The organism is Alsobacter sp. (assembly GCF_059501845.1).
On record NZ_JCACDK010000001.1, the window covers coordinates 475768 to 494590 of the forward strand.

General features: G+C 67.6%; 17 protein-coding genes. 6 read left to right on the forward strand and 11 right to left on the reverse strand.

The annotated features are described in order from the left end of the window. Nucleotides 1-54 precede the first annotated feature (54 nt). Both AC5JCN_RS02130 and AC5JCN_RS02135 read left to right on the forward strand, forming a co-directional pair. The gene (locus tag AC5JCN_RS02130) at nucleotides 55-285 is read left to right on the forward strand and encodes a hypothetical protein (RefSeq protein ID WP_495753351.1); all 231 of its coding nucleotides are present in this window, start codon (nucleotides 55-57) and stop codon (nucleotides 283-285) included. Between the two features lie 311 nt (nucleotides 286-596). Further along, on the forward strand, nucleotides 597-1373 hold the full coding sequence (locus AC5JCN_RS02135; protein WP_495753352.1) for a glycosyltransferase family 25 protein: 777 nt from the start codon (nucleotides 597-599) through the stop codon (nucleotides 1371-1373). A gap of 8 nt (nucleotides 1374-1381) precedes the next feature. Here AC5JCN_RS02135 and AC5JCN_RS02140 read toward each other — a convergent pair whose 3' ends face one another. Beyond that, nucleotides 1382-2470, reverse strand: coding sequence for an ATP-dependent DNA helicase (locus AC5JCN_RS02140; RefSeq protein ID WP_495753353.1), 1089 nt, complete (start codon nucleotides 2468-2470; stop codon nucleotides 1382-1384). A 169-nt stretch (nucleotides 2471-2639) separates the two neighbouring features. Here AC5JCN_RS02140 and AC5JCN_RS02145 point away from each other — a divergent pair, with 169 nt between their 5' ends. Then, on the forward strand, nucleotides 2640-3455 hold the full coding sequence (locus tag AC5JCN_RS02145) for a hypothetical protein (RefSeq protein ID WP_495753354.1): 816 nt from the start codon (nucleotides 2640-2642) through the stop codon (nucleotides 3453-3455). Between the two features lie 3 nt (nucleotides 3456-3458). On the opposite strand, the gene AC5JCN_RS02150 is transcribed toward AC5JCN_RS02145, so the two are convergent. From AC5JCN_RS02150 to AC5JCN_RS02175, 6 genes are all read right to left on the reverse strand, one after another. Then, nucleotides 3459-4367, reverse strand: a complete 909-nt coding sequence (locus AC5JCN_RS02150; RefSeq protein ID WP_495753355.1) for an NAD(P)-dependent oxidoreductase — start codon at nucleotides 4365-4367, stop codon at nucleotides 3459-3461. 19 nt (nucleotides 4368-4386) lie between these two features. After that, nucleotides 4387-5589, reverse strand: a complete 1203-nt coding sequence (locus AC5JCN_RS02155; protein WP_495753356.1) for a mandelate racemase/muconate lactonizing enzyme family protein — start codon at nucleotides 5587-5589, stop codon at nucleotides 4387-4389. A gap of 2 nt (nucleotides 5590-5591) precedes the next feature. Continuing rightward, complete coding sequence (locus tag AC5JCN_RS02160) at nucleotides 5592-6680, reverse strand: Zn-dependent alcohol dehydrogenase (RefSeq protein WP_495753357.1); 1089 nt, start codon at nucleotides 6678-6680, stop codon at nucleotides 5592-5594. A gap of 13 nt (nucleotides 6681-6693) precedes the next feature. Further along, nucleotides 6694-7527 (reverse strand): ABC transporter permease, encoded by an 834-nt coding sequence (locus AC5JCN_RS02165; RefSeq protein ID WP_495753358.1) that lies wholly within the window; start codon nucleotides 7525-7527, stop codon nucleotides 6694-6696. 13 nt (nucleotides 7528-7540) lie between these two features. Next, complete coding sequence (locus AC5JCN_RS02170; RefSeq protein ID WP_495753732.1) at nucleotides 7541-8479, reverse strand: ABC transporter permease; 939 nt, start codon at nucleotides 8477-8479, stop codon at nucleotides 7541-7543. Nucleotides 8480-8613: 134 nt separating this feature from the next. Next, nucleotides 8614-10182, reverse strand: a complete 1569-nt coding sequence (locus AC5JCN_RS02175) for an ABC transporter substrate-binding protein (protein ID WP_495753359.1) — start codon at nucleotides 10180-10182, stop codon at nucleotides 8614-8616. Nucleotides 10183-10586: 404 nt separating this feature from the next. Between AC5JCN_RS02175 and AC5JCN_RS02180 the strand changes: the two genes are divergently transcribed. Both AC5JCN_RS02180 and AC5JCN_RS02185 read left to right on the forward strand, forming a co-directional pair. Next, entirely contained in the window at nucleotides 10587-12200 is a 1614-nt protein-coding gene (locus AC5JCN_RS02180; RefSeq protein ID WP_495753360.1) for an ABC transporter ATP-binding protein, read from the forward strand. Between the two features lie 131 nt (nucleotides 12201-12331). Further along, entirely contained in the window at nucleotides 12332-14353 is a 2022-nt protein-coding gene (locus tag AC5JCN_RS02185) for a CocE/NonD family hydrolase (protein WP_495753361.1), read from the forward strand. 66 nt (nucleotides 14354-14419) lie between these two features. Here the strand turns inward: AC5JCN_RS02185 and AC5JCN_RS02190 are convergent, their stop codons facing one another. Continuing rightward, nucleotides 14420-14905 (reverse strand): thioesterase family protein, encoded by a 486-nt coding sequence (locus AC5JCN_RS02190; RefSeq protein ID WP_495753362.1) that lies wholly within the window; start codon nucleotides 14903-14905, stop codon nucleotides 14420-14422. A 131-nt stretch (nucleotides 14906-15036) separates the two neighbouring features. Next, on the reverse strand, nucleotides 15037-16017 hold the full coding sequence (locus AC5JCN_RS02195; protein ID WP_495753363.1) for an L-carnitine dehydrogenase: 981 nt from the start codon (nucleotides 16015-16017) through the stop codon (nucleotides 15037-15039). 176 nt (nucleotides 16018-16193) lie between these two features. Here AC5JCN_RS02195 and AC5JCN_RS02200 point away from each other — a divergent pair, with 176 nt between their 5' ends. Next, the gene (locus AC5JCN_RS02200) at nucleotides 16194-17126 is read left to right on the forward strand and encodes a DMT family transporter (protein ID WP_495753364.1); all 933 of its coding nucleotides are present in this window, start codon (nucleotides 16194-16196) and stop codon (nucleotides 17124-17126) included. Here the strand turns inward: AC5JCN_RS02200 and AC5JCN_RS02205 are convergent. Then, on the reverse strand, nucleotides 17101-18027 hold the full coding sequence (locus tag AC5JCN_RS02205) for a DMT family transporter (RefSeq protein ID WP_495753365.1): 927 nt from the start codon (nucleotides 18025-18027) through the stop codon (nucleotides 17101-17103). The two genes, AC5JCN_RS02200 and AC5JCN_RS02205, sit on opposite strands and share 26 nt — an antisense overlap. A gap of 1 nt (nucleotide 18028) precedes the next feature. After that, nucleotides 18029-18814 carry an enoyl-CoA hydratase-related protein gene (locus AC5JCN_RS02210; RefSeq protein ID WP_495753366.1) on the reverse strand — a complete coding sequence of 262 codons (786 nt, stop codon included), beginning with the start codon at nucleotides 18812-18814 and terminating at the stop codon, nucleotides 18029-18031. Nucleotides 18815-18823 lie beyond the last annotated feature (9 nt).

Genomic DNA, 18823 nt, shown 5'->3' on the forward strand with positions numbered 1-18823 from the left:
AATTTAGTAGACTATTAATTGTGCCGAGAGTTGGTGACATTGAGGATCCTGCAGATGAACGACGATCGGGCAGAGAGTCTCCGCGGCAAGCGATATGCCCTTGCGACTGTTGAGCGCGGCGAACTGGTCGAGGATCTGTCGCTGATGTTCACCTATTCGTCAGAGCACGAGGCCACCTGCGCTGCACGAGAGGTTCTGGTCGATGTCACGCAATCCGGTGGTGCCGTACCGGGCGAGGGCTTCTGGCTCTTCGAGATCAAGCCCGTCCGCTTCGTGGGACAGTGATGGACCACGGCTGGAGCCGGCGGGGAAGCAGGTTAAGTCAGCGTTCCCTTCTGGTTGGCCAGGCACCATCAATCTAATCGCGCATCGGCGCCATTCTTGGTAAGCTGGTGCGTCGAGGAGTGCGGCAAACGCAAACGCGCTTGCCTCACCCGCGATGCCGGCCGTCCCCCGTGCCGGATGTGTCAGAGGCCGTTCACTTCATCGACCTAGAGCATCTTTGTTCGGCGTAATCCGTTGACTGATTGTCGACGGAATCCGGCGCAGGTTGACGCAAACGGCAAGTCGTTACGGCCTTAGCGCTCTCTGGATTGATGGAGGATCGGATGTTCGATGCATTCGAAGCCATTTGCGTGATCAATCTCGCCGAGCGGCGCGACCGGCGCCGTGAAACCGAGGCGGAACTCGCGCGAGTCGGCTGCACGAGACCGGTCCAATTCTTTTCTGCCATCAAGACGGCCGATGCTTCTGGCTTCGCGTCCCCGGGGGAGCACGGGTGCTGCATGAGCCACATGGCGGTCCTGCGCGCGCACCAGCACTGCGAGAGCGTTCTGATCCTGGAAGACGACGTGCGCTTTTCCGACGACTTTGCGGAGCGCAGCCGGTTGGTCGAGCAACTGCCGGCGGACTGGGACGTGTTCTATGCGGGCTGGCGCCAGCTCGACTATTGCCGTGAGGACTGGCCGCAGGAAGGCCTGGTGCCTGCCCGTCCGCTCTCTGAGTTCGTCGGCATGCATTGCTACGCGGTCAAGGGCTCGGCAATCCCGCGCCTGCTCGATCGCTACGACATTTTCCTGTCGCGGGAGAAAGGTCATCCGGAGGGCGGGCGCATCGCGGTCGACGGAATGATGAACCTCGCTCGCCGGCAGCTCCGGCTCGCCACGTATCTGACCGTGCCGCCGCTCGCCGTTCAGCGCGCGTCACGTTCCGACATCGCCGATCTCAAATGGTTCGATCGCCAGCCTGTGGTCCGGGATGCCGTGAAGATGGTGCGCAGCTTCAGGAATCGCCTGACCCGCGGGTCTGTGCACCCGCCTTCTCCGGACCGCAGCGCCGCAGACGCCAGCTTCCTAAACCGCCCCAGGGGGTAGGCGAGCCGTCACCGCACCACCGTGAGCCGCCGCGCCGCGCGCGTGACCGCGGTGTAGAGCCAGCGGTCGCGATGCTCGCGGAAGGCCCAGCTCTCGTCGAACAGGACGATGTCGTCCCATTGCGAGCCCTGAGCCTTGTGGACGGTCAGGGCGTAGCCATAGTCGAACTCGTCGCTGTCGCGCCTTAGCTGATAGGGAATCTCCTCCGCGCCCTCGAAGAAGTCACGGAGGACGCGGACCCGGACGGGCTTGGCGTTGGGCGCCTCGTCTGGCGTCACCTCCATCCGGACATGCCCCTTCAACGGCTCGCGCAGGCGGGCCACGGTCCAGACGCTGCCGTTGAGCAGGCCCTTCTTCTTGTCGTTGCGCAGGCAGACCAGTTTCTCGCCTGCTGCCGGCATGGGATCGCGAAACCCCATCAGCTCGCGGATGCGCCGGTTGTAAAGGCGGCGGGTCTTGTTGGTCCCGACCAGCACCTGGTCCGTGCGCAGAACCGCGTCGGCGTCGATGGCTGAGCGCCGGATGATGCGGCTCTCGCCATAGTCGCCGAAGTCGAGCGGCTCGCCCTCGCGCACCGACACCGACATGCGGATGATCGGGTTGTCACGGGCCTGCCGGTGCACCTCGGTCAGCATCATGTCCGGCTCATGCTCGGTGAAGAAGCCGCCGCCCTTGACCGGCGGCAGCTGGGCCGGATCTCCGAGCACGAGCACCGGCACTCCGAACGACAGCAGGTCGCGGCCGAGGTCCTCGTCCACCATCGAGCACTCGTCGATGACGATCAGATCGGCCTTCGCGGCGCCGCCGTCGCGGTTGATGACGAAAGAGGGCTCTTCGGCGTCCACTGATTTCGGCCTGTAGATGAGGCTGTGGATCGTCGTGGCGCCGGCGCAGCCCTTCGAGCGCAGAACCGCCGCGGCCTTGCCGGTGAAGGCGCCGAAGACGACCTCGCCGTCGATCCCCTCGGCGAAGTGGCGTGCCAGCGTCGTCTTGCCCGTGCCGGCGTAGCCGAACAGGCGAAACACCTGCGGGCGCCGGTGCTTGAGCCAGGCCGCCACCTGCCTGAGCGCCTCGTCCTGCTGGGGCGACCAGTCCATCCCGAATCTCCGTTGCCCCGCGGTTCTAGCAGGCGGTACGGGCGCCGCGCGACCGCCGTGGCCGCGGCAGGACTCGATTTGGCGCCGCAAACATGCTGGAGTGGCCTCGTTTTCGGAGCGCCTTTGCGGTGCCCAGTCAGAATTGCACGTAGCGATTGCGGAGAATCCCATGGCCCAGGTCAATGTCATGTGCGTTTCGCACGTGGGCGGACAAGGAAAGACGACCGTCACACAGCTGATACATCTGTTCGGGGCGCGCGCCGGCCTCGAACTCGGCCTTGTCAGCGCCGATTTCATCGATGCGACCGGCCGCTCGAAGCTGGGCAAGCTCTTCCCGCAGAAGACCGTCGAGCTCGGCGTCGGGGCATCGCTGACCGCCGCCCGCCAGGAGAACAACCCCAATGCGCCGCTGCGCTACTGGGATCGGCTGGGGGGTCTTCTGCTGAGAGACAGCCACGTCATCGACCTCGGCGTAAACGTCTATGGCGATGTGGTGACCTGGGCGCTGGACCGGCATCTCGCCTCGCTCATGGAGCGCAAGGGTCGCTCGAAGCTCGACCTCGTCTGCGTCGTGCGGCCCGAGGGGCACGCCTACGACAACATCCACCACCTCATCGCCGACACGCTGGAGCGCCGGCCCTTCCTGCTCAACGCCATCTACGTCGTGAAGAACGCGGCCGGCGGTCCGTTCCCGGACGGGGAGGTGGAGAAGCGCCTGTCGTTCAAGAACGCGCCGATCCGCTTCGTCGAACTGCCGCGCTGCTACTCGGAAATCTGGGTCGCGATGGAGCGCAAGCGCGTGTCGATCCAGTCGGTGCTCTCCGAAGAGAACGACGAGGATCTCGCCGGCCGGCTCGACGTCGACCTGTTCACCGCCATCGCCGGCGCCTCGGAGTTGCGCGACTGGGTCGATCAGGCCGAGCTCGCTTTCCGCAGGGCCGGGCTCTTCAGCGAAGCCGACAGCCGCCCGCCCGTCGCGGCGTGAGCCCTATTCCAGCTCCGCCGGGAAGCCGGGAGCCCTCAGGTCGGCGCCGACGGCGTCCTCCAGCAGCTTGACGACCTGAGACGACCACGCGCCGCCGCCATAGGCGGCGCGGGCGCGGATGAAGGTCTGCTCGGTCGTGCCGGCGAGATCGAGCGGCACGCCGAACTCGCGGCCGAAGTTCATGGCGAAGCCGAGGTCCTTGCAGGCGAGGTCCATGGTGAAGTTGATGTTGTAGCTGCCGTTCAGGATCACCTGCCCCTCGGTCTCGTGCACGAAGCTCGTGCCCGAGCTCGCCGCGATGGCGTGGAAGGACTGGGCGAGGTCCAGCCCGCCCTTCTTCGCCAGCATCAGTGCCTCGCCGACGGCGACGAGGTTGATGAAGGCGAGCATGTTGGTGATCACCTTGATCACTGAGGCAGATCCGATCGGACCCATGTGGAAGATGGCGCCGCCCATCGCCTCCAGCGCGGGCTTGTGTTCGGCAAAGGTTTCGGCATCGCCGCCCACCAGCACCGTGATCTCGCCGGCCGCCGCCTTGTGGACGCCGCCCGTCACCGGGCTCTCCAGCACGCGCACGCCCTTCGCCGCAGCGAGGGCGGAAAGCCGCAGGATCTCGTCGCGGCCGTTGGTGCTCATCTCGATCCAGGTGCCGCCCGGGCGCAACCCGTCGAGGATGCCGTCCGGTCCAGCGAGCACCCGCTCGGACACCTTGGGGGAGGGGAGGCAGGTGATCACCGCGTCGGATGCGGCAGCCACCTCCCGTGCGCTCCCGGCCCAGGAGGCGCCGGCGGCGAGCAGCTTCTCGGCGTTGCGGCGGTCGAGATCGGTGACGGTGATGGAGAAGCCTTCGCGCAGGAGGCTGCCCGCGAGTTTTTCCCCGAGATGGCCGAGGCCGACGAAACCGTAGCGCATGGGACCCTCGTTGCGCTCCTCAGAGCGGCCGCATGGTGGGATTGAGGTGGAGCATCGATCCCGTCCAGGGATGGGCGCGGGCAACCTCCTCGTCGAGCTCGATGCCGAGGCCCGGTTCCGTCGGCGGGATGACGTAGCCGTCCTCCCAGCGGATCGGCTTCTTGAGGAGCTTCGCGTGGAAGCCCTCCCAGCGCTCGATGCTCTCCAGGATCAGGAAGTTGGGCGTGCAGGCGGCGAGCTGGACGTTGGCGGCGCCTTCCACCGGCCCGCAATAGAGGTGCGGCGCGATCTGGGCATGGTGCGCCTCTGCCATGCCGGCGATCTTCTTGGCCTCCAGCAGCCCCCCGACGCGGCCGAGCGCCGGCTGCAGGATCGAGGCGGCCTGCAGCGCCAGGACGCGCTGAAACTCGTACTTGGTCGTCAGGCGCTCGCCCGTCGAGATCGGGATCGTGGTCTGCCGGGCCACCCTGGCCATCTCCTCCGGCAGTTCGGGAGGCGTCGGCTCCTCGAACCAGAGCGGGTCATAGGGCTCCAGGCGGCGCGCCAGGCGTATTGCGCCGGACGGCGTGAACTGGCCGTGCGTGCCGAAGAGAAGGTCGCAGCGCGGTCCCACCGCCTCGCGCAGCACGCGGCAGAAGGCCTCGCTCACCTCCAGCGCCTCCAGGTCGGGCTGGCGGGGGTCGAAGGTGGAGTAGGAGCCGGCCGGATCGAACTTCACGGCGGTGAAGCCCATGGCGAGGTAGTCGAGCGCCCGCTCGGCTGCCACGTCCGGCTTGCTGTAGACGCCGTCGACGTCGTCATAGGCGTGGCCGCGCCCTTCCTTGGGATAGATGTAGGTGTAGGTGCGCAGCCTCTCGTGGACCTTGCCCCCGAGGAGTTCGTAGACCGGCTTGCCGGTCGCCTTGCCGATGATGTCCCACAGCGCGATCTCAAGGCCGCTCAGCACGCCCATCAGCGTTATGTCGGGCCGCATCGAGTAGCCGCGGCCATAGACGTTGCGCCACAGCGTCTCGATGCGGAAGGGGTCGGTGTCGAGCACGTGCTGCTCGAAGATCTCCGCCACCATGCTCTCGACCACGCGCGGGCCGAAGGTGGCGTTGTAGACCTCGCCGATGCCGGTGACGCCGTCGTCGGTCGTCAGCTTCACGAAGATGAAGTAGCGACCGCCATTGTAGGGCGGCGGGTTGCCGACGACGAAGGTCTCGAGGCCGGTGACCTTCATGATCAGGCATCCCCGAAGACAATGACGTTGCGCAGCGCCTTGCCGTTCTTCACGGCGGCAATGGCCTCGTTGATCTCTTCGAGCGGGTAGGTGGCGGTGACCAGCTCGTCGAGCTTCAGCCGGCCCTCGCGGTAGAGCTGCACGAAGCGCGGCACGTCCACCGGCAGGCGGGCCGAGCCCATCTTCGAGCCGATGATGCGCTGGCCGTCCGCGGCGATCCAGCCGGGATCGAAGGTGTTGGTGACGCCCGATGCCGGCATCCCGACGATGACGACCGAACCGCCGCGCGCCATCAGCCCGATGCCCTGGTCGATCGCCGCCTTGGCGCCGACCGTGACGAACACCCAGTCCGCCTTCCGCCCGCCCGTGATGTCTGCGACCTGTTCGGCGGCGTTTCCAGACTTCGAATTGATCGTGTGGGTTGCTCCGAACGTGCGCGCGGCTTCCAGCTTGTCGTCGGCAATGTCGATGGCCACGATGGGAGAGGCGCCCGCGATGCGTGCGCCCTGCACGCTGTTGAGCCCGACGCCGCCGCAGCCGATCACCACTACGCTCTCGCCGGCCCGTACCCCCGCCGTATTCAGTACGGCGCCAACGCCGGTCAGCACGCCGCAGGCGATCAGGCTGGCGCTGGCAAAGGGGATGTCGTTCGGGATTTTCACGGCCTGCGAGGCTTCGACCACGACCTCCTCGGCGAAGGCACCGGTGCGCAGGCCGTGGACGACCTCGGCCCCCGCCTTGTCGCGAAGAGGCGTGTGCCGGTCGAGGGGGAACACCTCCTCGCAGAAAACAGGCGAGCCCTTGGCGCAGGAGGGGCACTCGCCGCACCAGCGGATGAGGGTAACGACGACGTGGTCGCCCGGCGCGAGACGGGTCACGCCCGGCCCCACCTCGGCCACAACGCCGGCGGCCTCGTGTCCGTAGACGGCGGGCAGCGTCCCGCCCCACGCCCCGTCGGCGTAGAAGATGTCGGAGTGGCAGATGGCGCAGGCCCGCATCGACACCTTGATCTCGCCGGGCCCCGGCGAGGCGAGCTCGAGATCCTCCACGACGAGTGGCTCGCCGAAGGCGCGGCAGACTGCGGCTTTCATGACAGGCTCCGGATCACATGTCGGGCGAGGCGCCCGTCGGTCTCGAGTTGATGGACAGGATCCAGTCGACCACGAGGTTCACGCCGATCGTCATGATGGCGATGGCGACGGCAGGCCAGAGAGGCGCGAACAGGCCGAAGGTGATGGCCTGGGCATTGTCGCGCACCATGCCGCCCCAGTCGGCGTAGGGCGGCTGGATGCCGAGGCCGAGGAAGCTCAGGCCAGCGACGAAAAGAAAGTTGAAGCAGAAGCGCAGGCCGAACTCCGCGATCATCGGCGGCAGCGCGTTAGGCAGGATCTCGCGCCGCATAACCCACCACAGGCCTTCGCCGCGCAGGCGCGCCGCCTCGACATATTCGAGCACGACGAGGTTCATCGCCACGGCGCGGGCGAGCCGGAACACGCGCGTGCAGTCCAGTGCCGCGATGGTCAGGACCAGCACGGGGATGGAAGACCCGAACACCGAGAGGATGATCAGCGCAAAGATCAGGAGCGGGATCGACAGCATCACGTCCACGAGGCGCGACAGGATGGTGTCGATGATCGGCCCGCCGACCGCGGCGAGAAAGCCGAGAATGGTCCCGAGGGTGAAGGACAGGAGGGTACAGGCGAGCGCCACGCCGATCGTCATGCGGGCGCCGTAGATCAGGCGGGAGAGGATGTCGCGCCCGATATTGTCGGCGCCGAGCAGCAGTTCCGGCGAGGACGGGTCCCAGGTGCCGCCGACCGATTCGGCCTCGCCATAGGGCGCGAGCCATGGGGCGAAGATGGCGATCAGCAGATACGCCGCGACGATGAACATGCCGATCCAGGCTGAGATCGGGGGCTTGTAGCCGAGGATGCGCATTGTCCGGCCCTCCCTATCTCGGCTTCCGCAGGCGCGGATTGACGAGGATGGCGAGGATGTCCGCCAGCGTGTTGAGGATGATGAAGGCGCCCGCGAAGATGAGGCCGCAGGCCTGCACGACCGGGAGGTCGCGCTTCGACACGGCGTCGACCATCAGTTGGCCCACGCCAGGATAGACGAACACCACCTCGACCACGACGACGCCGACGATGAGGTAGGCGAGGTTCAGCGCGACGACGGAGATGATCGGGGCGGCTGCGTTCGGCAGCGCGTGGCGCGTGATCACCCGGGACCGCGTCAGGCCCTTCAGGAACGCCATCTCGATGTAGGGTTGGGACATCACCGAGAGCACGGAGGTGCGCGTCATGCGCAGCATGTGGGCGGCCACCAGCAGGGTCAGCGTCACCGCCGGCAGCGTCGTCACGTAGAAACGCTCGCCCAGCGGCATGTCCTCGAAGACGGTGGAGAGGGAGGGGAACCACTCGTTGTTCACGGCGAAGACGAGGATCAGCAGGTACGCGATGAAGAACTCCGGCACGGAGATCGTCATCAGCGTGAGCACGTTGGCCAGCTTGTCCCAGACCTTCCCCTCGTTGATGGCCGCGATGATGCCGCCGCCGACGGACACGGGGACCGCGATCAGTGCCGCGTAGCCGGCCAGGAACAGAGTGTTCAAGAAGCGCGGCGTCACCTCGTCGACGATGACGCGCTTGTTGGTGAGCGACACGCCGAAGTCACCGCGAATGGCTCCCCAGAACCACTCGAAGTAGCGGACATAGGATGGCCGGTCGAGGCCGAGTTCGTGCCGGAACACCTTCAGTGCTTCGGGCGTGGCGCCCTGCCCGAGTACGGCGCTGGCGACGTCCCCCGGCAGGATCTCGGTGGCGGCGAAGATCAGGACGCTGACCGCGACGAGGGTCAAGAGACCGAGCGCGATCCGAACGGCAATCATACGGAGCAAGCGCCGTCCCCCTCTGTGCCGGCACCAGGACTAGTTGCGGGATCCGCTGCCGCCCCCTCCGGCCGCGGCGGTCCGCCTGTATACGAAACCGGCGGCCGCTTCCGGCCGCCGGTGTAGTCTTGCCGTCAGGCGAACCAGCCCTTCTCGGCGACCCTCTGGTCGCAGAGGTCGTAGCGGGGATGGGGCTTCACGCCCATGACCTTGTTGGAGTAACCGTCCAGGTAGTCGCCGATGGCGAAGCAGACCATGCCGCCGTCGTCAGCGATCATTTCCTGGCACTTGAAGTACATCTCCTTGCGCTTGCCCTCATCGAGCTCGGCACGGGCCTCGATGACGATCTTGTCGAAATCGGGGTTCTTCCAGTTGCTGTCGTTCCAGGCCGAGTCCGACTTGTAGACGGTGGAGAAGGTCAGGTCGGCGGTGGCGCGACGGCCCCAGTACACGGCGCAGAAGGGCTGCTTGAGCCAGATGTTGTCCCAGTAGCCGTCGGCCGCGACCTTCTTCACCTCGAGGTCGATCTTCGCCTTCTTCATGGACTCCTGGTAGAGCGAAGCGCAGTCGACCGCCTGTCCCCAGGCTCCTTCCGACGTCTGCAACTCGATCTTCTGGTCGGAGATGCCGGCCTTCTTGAAATGGAAGGCGGCCTTGTCTGGGTCGAAGGCCCGCTGCGGCATCTTGTTGTTGTAGAACGGGTCGTTGGCGTCGAGCGTGTGGTCGTTGCCCGGCGTCGCGTAGCCGCTGTAGATCTGCTTGATGATCTTCTCGCGGTCGATGCCGTACTTGAGGGCCAGCCGCAGGTCTTTGTTGTCGAAGGGCTTGTCGGTGACGCGCGCGACGAAGCAGAAGCGGTTGCCCGTGCCCTTGGTGCGCACGATGTTGAGCTTCTTGTCCTTCATCAGCAGGTTGACGGTGCGGGCGTCGAGGCGGTTGGCCGCGTCGATCTGGCCCGACTGCAGGGCTGCGACGCGGGCCGCCTTGTCGAGGATGTAGCGGATCTCGACAGTCTCGAAGTTGCCGCGGCCCGGCTTCCAGTAGTCGCCCTTGTTCTTCAGGACGATGCGCACGCCGGGCTCGAAGGAATCGAGCTTGTAAGCGCCGGTACCGTCGGGCTTCGACCAGTCGGTGAAGCCGTTGGGGACGATGATCAGGTGGTAGTCGGACAGGACGTAGGGAAGGTCGGCGTTGCCGCTCTCCAGCGTGAACTGGATCTGCGTCGGCGACAGCTTCTTCATCTCGGTGATCTGCTTCAGAATTCCCTTTGCGGGGGACTTCGTCTCGCCGAGATGCAGGTTGATCGAGTAGATGATGTCGTCGGCGTCGAGCTCCTTGCCGGAGCTGAACTTGATGCCCTTGCGGACATTGAAGACCCACTCCTTGGCGCCGGGCTTGGCTTCCCAGCTCTCCAGCAGTTCGCCCGTGGCCTTGCCCGCCTCGTCGATCTCGACCGGCGTGTTCCAGATCGCAAGGCTGAAGGCGATCGGGATCGAGTCGGCATAGGTGCGCGGGTCGAGCGAGTCGCTGGCGCCGCCGCCTTCCATGCCGATCCGCATCGTGCCGCCCTTCTTGGGCGTCTCGGCCGCGAAGCCCTTGCCGGCAAACGCCGTCGAGAGGCCGAGCGCCGCTGCGCCTGCCAGAAGCTGGCGGCGATCGACGATCAGGCCGGAACCGCCTTCTTTCGTATTGTCCATGCTCATTGTCGAAATCCCTCCCGGCAGGGCGCCAAGCCCCACGCGTCACCTCGTCCACAGGCTGCCCCGGCCGGGTGTTCACCGCGTCCCGGAGGCCTGTCTGGCCTCAGAGTAGGACGGGGGCTGCGCAAAATGCAAACCTCCCCCACGCGCTTTGATGGCCCGGAACCACCCTGCCCATGACGATTTCAGGCGACCGCTCGACATCGCGTTCCGGTGGCGACTCTCTTTGCTCTTCCCGCGACGCCAGCTGAAACGAGGGCTTCGTGAAAGAGCCGGAAGTGCCTGCGGGCGCGGCTGATCCCGCCGCACAGCGCAGTCCGGCGGTGTTTTGCTTGACCGCCGGCGGTTCGCGCCACCACTCTGGCACTCCGCCCAGCGAAGGCTGGCGGGCAGGAGGGGAACGCCGCATGGCCGGAAGCGAGTCCGAGGTGCTCCACATCAGGAACCTGCGCGTGGAGGCACGCACCGGGGCCGTTCTCGTCGACAATGTCGACGTCACCCTGCAGCGCGGCGAGGTGCTGGGGCTGATCGGGGAGAGCGGCGCGGGCAAGTCCACCATCGGCCTCGCGGCCATGGCCTATGCCCGCTCCGGCTGCCACATCACCTGCGGCGAGATCGTTCTGGACGGGAAGGACCTGCGCAAGCTGGACGCCGACCAGCGGCGGGAAACGCGTGGTGCCCGCATCGCCTACATCGCGCAGAGCGCGGCGGCGTCCTTCAATCCCGCCATGACCCTCTACGAGCAGGTCTGCGAGGGTCCGATCAAGCATGGCCTCATGGGCATGGCCGAGGCGAAGGCCCAGGCGGTGCAGCTGTTCCGCGACCTCGACCTGCCGAACCCCGACCATTTCGGCGAGCGCTATCCCCACCAGGTTTCCGGCGGCCAGCTGCAGCGCGCCATGGCCGCCATGGCGATGTCCTGCAGGCCCGACATCCTCGTGCTCGACGAGCCCACGACGGCCCTCGACGTCACGACGCAGATCGAGGTGCTCGCGCTTCTCAAGAAGATCATTCACGAGTACCGCACGGCGGCGCTCTACATCACGCACGATCTCGCCGTGGTCGCGCAGATCTCCGACCGCATCATGGTGCTGCGGCACGGCAAGATGGTCGAGCTCGGCGAAACCGGCCAGATCCTGCAGCGGCCGAACACCGAATATGCGCGCGCCCTCGTCAATGAGCGCGTCTCCGCCGACCATGCCTCCGGGATGGAGCCGATCGGCGGGGAGGTCGTCCTGAAGGTGGACCACGTCTCGGCCAATTACGGTCTGTTCCAGGTGATCAAGGACGTGAGCCTGAACGTTCACCACGGCGAGACGGTCGCGGTCGTGGGCGAGTCCGGCTCAGGCAAGAGCTCGCTCGCACGCTGCGTGGTGGGGCTGCTGCCGCGAACCGCCGGGGACGTGGTGTTCCAGGGCGCCTCGCTGCCGCCCAAGCTGGAAAGCCGCAGCAAGGACCAGCTGCGGAGAATCCAGCTCATCTACCAGCAGCCCGACGTGGCGCTGAACCCGCGCCAGACCATAGGCGAGATCATCGGCCGGCCGATCGACTTCTATTTCGGCCGGGGAGGGGCGGAGAAGAAGCGCCGCGTCCAGGAACTCCTGAGCCAGGTGGGCCTGCCGGAATCCTTTGCCGGGCGTCTCCCTTCGGCGCTGTCAGGCGGCCAGAAGCAGCGCGTCTGCATCGCCCGGGCGCTCGCCGCCGAGCCGGAACTCGTGATCTGCGACGAGCCGACGTCGGCTCTCGACCCGCTGGTCGCCGAGGACATCCTGAAGCTGCTGCGCGGCCTGCAGGAGGAGATGGGACTGGCCTATCTCTTCATCACGCACGACCTCGGCATCGTCAGGCGCATCGCGCACCGGACCTGCGTCATGCTGAAGGGCGCCTTCGTGGCCAACGGACCGACGGCCAGCGTGTTCGAGGGTCCGCACGACCCCTACACCGAGCGCCTGCTGTCCTCCGTGCCGCAAATGCGCACCGATTGGCTGGACGACGTCCTGGCCGAGCGCGTGGCCTCGTGAGCATAGCCACCGTGCATTTTACTGCGCCGCCATCACGGCTCTGCACGGCACAGCTTCGCTGTGCAGTGCGTGAGGGATGATGGCCGGCCGGACATTCCCAATACATCGACCCCTTTGATCCGGACCGCATTGTGACGCTTCATACTCCTGCCGCCTGCACGGTCACTGAAAACGTCTTCATCCCCCTCGCCGACGGAACCCGGCTCGCCGCCCGTCTCTGGCTGCCCGGCGGAGCTGACGCCAGCCCGGTCCCGGCCGTGCTGGAGTACATTCCGTACCGCAAGCGCGACGGCACGCGGGGGCGGGACGATCCGATGCATGGCTACTTCGCCCGTCACGGGCTGGCGGCCATCCGTGTCGACATGCGCGGTTCCGGCGAGTCGGACGGGCTGCTCGACGACGAGTATCTGAAGCTCGAGCAGGACGACGCCCTGGAGGTGATCGCCTGGATTGCGGCGCAGCCCTGGTGCAGCGGCGCCGTCGGCATGATGGGAAAGTCCTGGGGCGGCTTCAACGCGCTCCAGGTCGCGGCCCGGCGGCCACCGGCGCTGAAGGCGATCGTGACGGTCTGCTCCACGGACGACCGTTACACCGACGACATCCACTGGATGGGTGGCTGCCTGCTCAATGACAATCTCTGGTGGGGCGCCATCATGCTCGCCTACCAGGCCCGTCCGGCCGACCCGGAGATCGTCGGCGAAGGCTGGCGGGAGCGGTGGCTGGAGCGGCTGAACCACATGCCATTCTGGCCCGCCCTGTGGCTGAAGCACCAGCGCCGGGACGCCTACTGGAAACACGGGTCGGTCAACGAGGATTGGGCTGCGATCGAGGTGCCGACCCTGGCCGTCGGCGGCTGGGCGGACGCGTACACCAACGCCGTCCCGCGCCTGCTGGAGAAGCTGACCTGTCCCCGGCAGGGCATCATCGGGCCCTGGGCCCATGTCTACGCGCAGGACGGTACGCCCGGCCCTGCCATCGGCATGCTGCAGGAGATGGTGGGCTGGTGGAAGCACTGGCTCGCCGGCGAGGACACAGGCATCACCCACGGGCCCATGCTGCGCGCCTTTGTCGAGGACGACAGGCCCGCGGGCGCCTGGGTCGATCCCTGCCCCGGGCGGTGGGTGGCCGAGCCGGTGTGGCCGTCGCCTTCCATCGTGCCGCGGACACTGCACCTGACCGCCGGAGGCCTGCGTGCCTCCGCCGGGGCAGAGACTGACGTGGCGTTCCGCTCGCCGCAGTGGACCGGCGCCGGCTCGGGCGAATGGATGGGCGCGGGAGTGCCCGGCGAGCAGCCCGCCGACCAGCGGCTCGACGACGGCTTTTCTCTCGTGTTCGACACCGAGCCGCTGCCCGAGGACCTGGAGATCCTGGGCGCTCCGGAGGTCGAGCTCGTCCTCGCCTCCGACCAGCCTGTCGCACAGGTCGCGGTGCGGCTCATGGATGTCGCGCCGCATGGAGCGTCGCGGCGCGTGTCCTATCACGTGCTCAACCTGACTCACCGCCACTCTCACGAGAATCCCGAGCCGCTGCAGCCGGGGCGCTTCGAGACGGTGAAGCTTGCACTGAATGCGTGCGGCACGGTGTTCCGCGCCGGCCACCGGATCCGGGTGGCGCTGTCGACGGCCTACTGGCCCCTCGTCTGGCCCGCTCCGGCGGCGGCAACGCTGACCTTCCGGCTCGGCGCGAGCACCCTCTCGCTCCCGGTCCGGACGCCACGGGCGGAGGACGTGCAGGTGCGCTTTCTTCCGCCGGCCACGGCCCCGGATGCGCCGGTGACACGCATCTCGCAGGGCTCGTCCGCCCGCACCGCGACCTTCGACCTGCAGAACGGCACCGCGACCTATGTGACCCGAGGGGAGGGCGGTGTCTTCGGCGAGGGGGTACGACGCTTCGACGAGATTGGCACCGTCCTGTCGCACGACATCACACGCGTCCTCGACATCGCGGCCGACGATCCGCTCTGCGCCCGCAGCCGTGTCGCAGAGACCTACGAGATGGGCCGCGAGGGCTGGAACATCCGCATCGAGGTCGAGACCGAGATGACCGCGACCGTGGACGCCTTTGTTCTGACAGGAAGGCTGGAGGCGTTCGAGAACGACGTGTCCGTCGCCGTGCGGGAATGGGACGACGTGACGCCCCGCGACCTCGTGTAGGCATTGCCGGTCTTCTAGTCGGTATGCGGGTCTGAAGACCCGCGGTCCGGCGCGTGACCCGATCAGTCAGCTCCGGCGCAGCGCGATCCCCTTGCCCGCGTCGGCCGGACTGGCCAGCCCGGCCTGTTCGGCTACGACACGCTCCAGCCTGTCCGCCACGCCCGGCGGGAAGGGCGCGGCACGGCCCTCTGCCGATGCCACGCAGAGCTGCAGCTGCTCGCTCGTCGCCAGCTCTTCGCCCGTAGACGGGTCGCGCATCACGAGCCAGAGGCGGAAGCGCTTGGCGTCGTGCTCCAGTACCTGGATGGTCACGGCGAGGGGGGAGCCGAGCTTCGCCTCCCTTACGTACCGGATCATGATGGCCAGCGTGTAGAGCGTGTGCCCGGTTTCGCGCCGGCCCTCCTCGCCGAGGCCGATGACCTCCATGAACGCGTCCACGGAACGGCTGAACGCTATGGCATAGGCCGCGTCGTTCATGTGGCCGTTGTAGTCCACCCACTCCGGCAGGACCTCGCCGGACCAGACAAGCAGGGGCGCGGCGTCGGTTTTCATATCAGCCACTCTCCGTCATCGCGTGCGCGCAGCGGTGCGGTGCAGACACGGAATCCGGGACCGCGATGGGCGGAGGTCCTGGATCCCGGCTCTCCGCTCCGCGACGGCCGGGATGACCCCGTGCAAGCTGCTCAAATCCGCCCCTTCAGCCCCTCGGCCTCCGGCCAGTACTCCTTCACCAGCGCCAGGAGCTTGATCAGGAAGTCGTCGCGCCGGCGCTCGAGGTCCTTGATCGAACGGCCGGCGGCCTGGTGCTCGCAGCCGTCGGCGACGCGGTCGATGAGGTCGTCGGTGAGTTCGGGTGCGACGAGCTTCGTCCAGGGCAGCTTCAGCGCCGGGCCGAACTGGTGGAGCATGTGGCGCATGCCGCCCTCGCCGCCCGCCAGGTGGAAGGTGAGGAAGGTGCCCATCAGCGACCAGCGCAGGCCGCAGCCATAGACGATGGCCGCGTCGATCTCCTCCGTCGTGGCGACGCCGTCCTCCACCAGCCACAACGCCTCGCGCCACAGCGCTTCCATCAGCCTGTCGGCGATGAAGCCGTCGATCTCGTTGCGCACGTGCAGCGGGCGCATGTGCAACGTGCGGTAGAAATCTCCAGCCGCCTGAATCGCTTGCGGCGAGGTCTTTGCACCGCCCACGAGCTCGACGAGGGGCAGCAGATAGACCGGGTTGAAGGGATGCCCCACCACGAGCCGCTCTGGACGGGCCATGCGCTCCTGGAGCCGCGTCGGCAGGAGCCCGGACGTCGAGCTGGCGATCACCACGTCCGGGCGTGCGCCGGCATCGATCTCGGCGAAAAGCCCCTGCTTCAGCTCCTCGCGTTCGGGAGCGTTCTCCTGGATGAAGTCGCTGGCCTGGGCGATCTCCGCCAACGTCTCCACGAAGCGCAGCCGATCCTGCGACGCGCCCGGGGCGAGGCCGCTGCGCTCCAGAGCCGGCCAGGCGTTGGCGATGGTGGCGCGGGTCTTTGCCTCCGCGTCGGAACCGGGGTCCCACGCGACGACGTCGAGGCCATGCGCCAGCGCCCGTGCCGCCCAGCCCGAGCCGATCACGCCGGCCCCCACGATGCCCATCGTCCGGATGCCCGCCATGTCCCTCTCCCGCATTTCCATTCGCCGCCAGTGAAGGCGATACCCGGCCCGCCGCCTTGACGCGGGGCGACCCGCACTTGGCAACGCGCGACCCGGCCAACGCCATCGGCGTCGCCGGGCGCACAGGAAGCGTCCGCAGACGTCATGCGACTCACGACTGGCCGCACTAGACTACGCGTGTTTCCCGGGACGGGCCGATGAGCGCCATGGACGAACGGGCCGGCGCCAGCACGCCCCTGCCGACTGCGACCGCAGCCCTGCACACCAGCGCGCAGCGGCGCCTCGGGATGGCGATGATCGTCGCCGCGGCGCTGATGTGGAGCACGGCTGGACTGTTCTCCCGCTCGCTGTCGCTCGACCTCTGGACGATGCAGTGGGGCAGGGCGGCCTTCGGCGCCCTCTTCATGATCGCGCTGGGCTGGTGGGAATTCCGCCACCGCGGCCTGCGCGAGTTCATGAACCTCGGACCGGCTGGCTGGGCCATCGTGCCGCTCTCCGCGCTCGGCATGTTCAGCTACGTCGCGGGGCTGCAGCTCACCACCGTCGCCAACGTCATGATCGTCTACGCGACGACGCCCTTCGTCACGGCGGCCGTTGCCTGGATCTGGCTCGGCGAACGCGTGACGCGACGCACCGTCCTCGCCAGCGCACTGGCCGCGACGGGTGTCGTTGTCATGGTCGCCGGCTCGCCGGCCGGGGCGGACCTTCTGGGCAGCCTCATGATCTTCGTGATGGTCGTCTGCTTCGCGGCCATCATCTGCCTCGCGCGAAAGCAGCCGACGGTGTCGATGACCCCGGTGAACACCTTCGCCGCCATCCTCTGCTCGGCTGCCTGCTTTCCGCTGGCCCAGCCTTCCACGGTCACGCTCTACGATGTCGTCGTGCTCGCCGGCTTCGGCTTCGTCACGCTGGGGTTCGCGCTGGTCCTTTTCATGCGCGGCGCGCGCTATGTTCCGTCAGCGGAGGCCGGGCTCATCAGCCTCCTCGACACGGTGGTCGCCCCCATCCTTGTCTGGGTGTTCTTTGCCGAGAGGCCGTCCCAGGCGGCCCTGCTCGGCGGCGCCATCGTGCTCTGCGCCGTGCTCTGGCACCTCGCGGGGCGGCTCAGAGAGGAGCGTCGGGCCCCGTGACCGGCGGGCGGGGACGCGATCCCGCAACGGCCGTCATCATCACGCCCGCCAGGATCAGGCAACCGCCCGCAAGTGCCGTCGCGGAGGGTGTTTCGCCCAGGATGAGGTAGGCCCAGATCGGCGAGAGGATCGTCTCCGTCTGGGCGAGGACGGCGAGCCCCGTCGCGGGCACATGCGGCGAGGCGGTGTTGAACAGCGTCACGCCGATGCCGATAAAGACGGCCCCGTGCAGGAGAGCCATGGAGACGTCCTGCGCCGGCGGCACCAGCGGGCGACCGTTGATCAAGGTGGCCGCGACGCAGACCACCACCCCCATCACCGCCGAGAGCGGCATCATGGCGGAGAGATCCCGTCTCCGGCTCAGCCGCACGCAGATCGTGTAGCCGGCGAAACCGAGCGAGGAGACGAGGGCGGCGATGTCGCCGACGAGCTTGCCATCGCCCAGCTTGCCGCCAGCCATCACGAGAAGGCCGGCAAGTCCGACCCCGACGGCGAGAATGCCGATGCCGGTGAGCTTCTCACCGAGGATCGGGCGGGCCAGCAGCATGCTCAGGAGCGGGGTGATCGAGGCGAGGAAGATTGCGTTGGCGATGCTCGTGCGCTTCAGCGCGAAGACGAAGGCGACGCCCGCCAGCATCATGCAGAAACCGCCGAGGAGGCCCACCCATCCGGCGGACGGCACACGCGCCAGCGTGGAGCCGCGACCCTGGACGAGGCTGGCCGCCTCCAGGGCGCAGAACAGGCCGACCGACCGCCAGATCAGGTACTGCCAGCTGTCCGAATCCGGAGCGAAACGCACGGTGATGCCGCCGAAGCTCCACATCGTGCCCGCCGCCAGCACCATCGCGGCACCGACCAGATAGGCCCGCCTCTCGGTCGTGGTGCTTGCGACGGCTGACATCTCAGCGGCCCTTCCACACCGGCTTGCGCTTTTCGGCGAAGGCGAGGGGCCCCTCCTTTGCATCCTCCGAGTCCTGCAACTGGCGGTGCACCGCGACTGTGCCCGATTTCAGCAGGGCGAAGCTCTCGCGATCGGACAAGCCCTCCGTGGCAGTGACGGTGGCTTTCACCGCCCGCACGGCGAGAGGGGCGGCCCCGGCGACCGTGCGAGCCAGCGCGCGGGCCTCGTCCATCAGCGATGCAGCGGGCACGAGCCGGTTCACGAGCCCCCAGCGTTCGGCCTCGGCGGCCGTGAAACGGCGCCCCGTGAGCAGCAGGTCCATCGCGATGGCGCGCGGCAGCCGCTTGGGCAGGCGCTGGACACCGCCTGTGTCTGCGATCACGCCCAGCATGGCCTCCGGCATGCCGAACTCCGCCGTGCCGGCGGCCACGATCATGTCGCAGGCGAGCGCCAGCTCCATTCCCCCGCCCAGGGCGAGGCCGTTCACCGCGGCGATGACGGGCTTGTCGAGGTCGAAGAACTCGGTCAGGCCGGCAAAGCCACCCGGGCCGTGGTCGGCATCAACCGCCTCGCGCTCGGCCGCGGCCTTGAGGTCCCAGCCGGCGGAGAAGAAGCGCTCTCCTCCGCCCGTCAGGATGGCGACGGTGAGCGTGGGATCGTCCTGGAAGCCCCGGAAGGCAGCGTAAAGCGCGCGGCTGGTCGCCACGTCGATGGCGTTGGCCTTTGGGCGGTCGAGAACGATCTCGCAGACCGCCCCGTCGCGGGTCACCCGAACCGCATCGGCCATCACGTCCTC